The organism is Pseudaestuariivita atlantica, from assembly GCF_001205715.1.
GTDB classification, from domain to species: domain Bacteria; phylum Pseudomonadota; class Alphaproteobacteria; order Rhodobacterales; family Rhodobacteraceae; genus Pseudaestuariivita; species Pseudaestuariivita atlantica.
This window is the reverse complement of sequence record NZ_AQQZ01000052.1, coordinates 1-736: the sequence shown is the minus strand read 5'-3', so window position 1 is coordinate 736 and position 736 is coordinate 1. Positions and strand designations below refer to the sequence as shown.

1 pseudogene is annotated in these 736 nt (G+C 56.5%); it reads right to left on the bottom strand.

What is annotated here, in order from left to right:
* Nucleotides 1-155: 155 nt before the first annotated feature.
* A pseudogene (locus tag ATO11_RS21055) lies at nucleotides 156-736 on the bottom strand (ISNCY family transposase); the annotation flags it as partial.

Here is a 736-nt window from a genome sequence, read left to right as displayed (position 1 = left end):
GCCAAACTCGTTCACGACCTCCAGTATCCAGCTTGGGTCGATGTCAGTTTTGTAAATCTCGACCGTCAGAAATGCCCGTCGATCTCTTCATCGGCGCACAGGTCTGAGAAGATCACTTCAACGTCGTCATCGGCAGTCATGTGCGACGCTTGAAGCTATTCTGCAGCGTGCGCAATCTTCTTCTTTGACCGCGATCCTGACGGCCTGCCTTGCCGCCGCCCGTTCGGTTTGTAGCCCATCTTCTCCGAGTTCGTGCGCACCTTTGGCTTTGGCGGTGCGGCGTCTTGCATCTCTTTGATGTGCTCAAGAACAGCGCTCAGGTTTTTGTTACTCGTGATGGCGGCATGGGTGACGCGCTGATCCATATCGAAGATTGTGTAGGGCAGGGAGCGGCCTTTCGAGCGCACCTCGAACCGGCCATCGATAAAGGCGTAAGTGTCCACGTATTTGCCGACCAGACCGCGCGTGAGGTCGTTCTCTTCGAGCATGATGCGCTTGCGGTCATAGGAAAATGTCAGCTGTTTGCCGACGTATCTGTTCTCGCGCCAACACAGGACATCCGCCAGCCGATCCGGCTCGACATTCAGCGCGCGGTGCAGGTTGTCCGGCTTGGCCGGGGCTTTGGCGAATTTGGCGTTGTGACGCTCTTTGAAGCCTTGCAAATAGGCGTTTCCTGCCTCCATGTCGGATATGCCCTCAACACGCAGTTCCTTGACCAGACGGTCTTGCAGCGTGC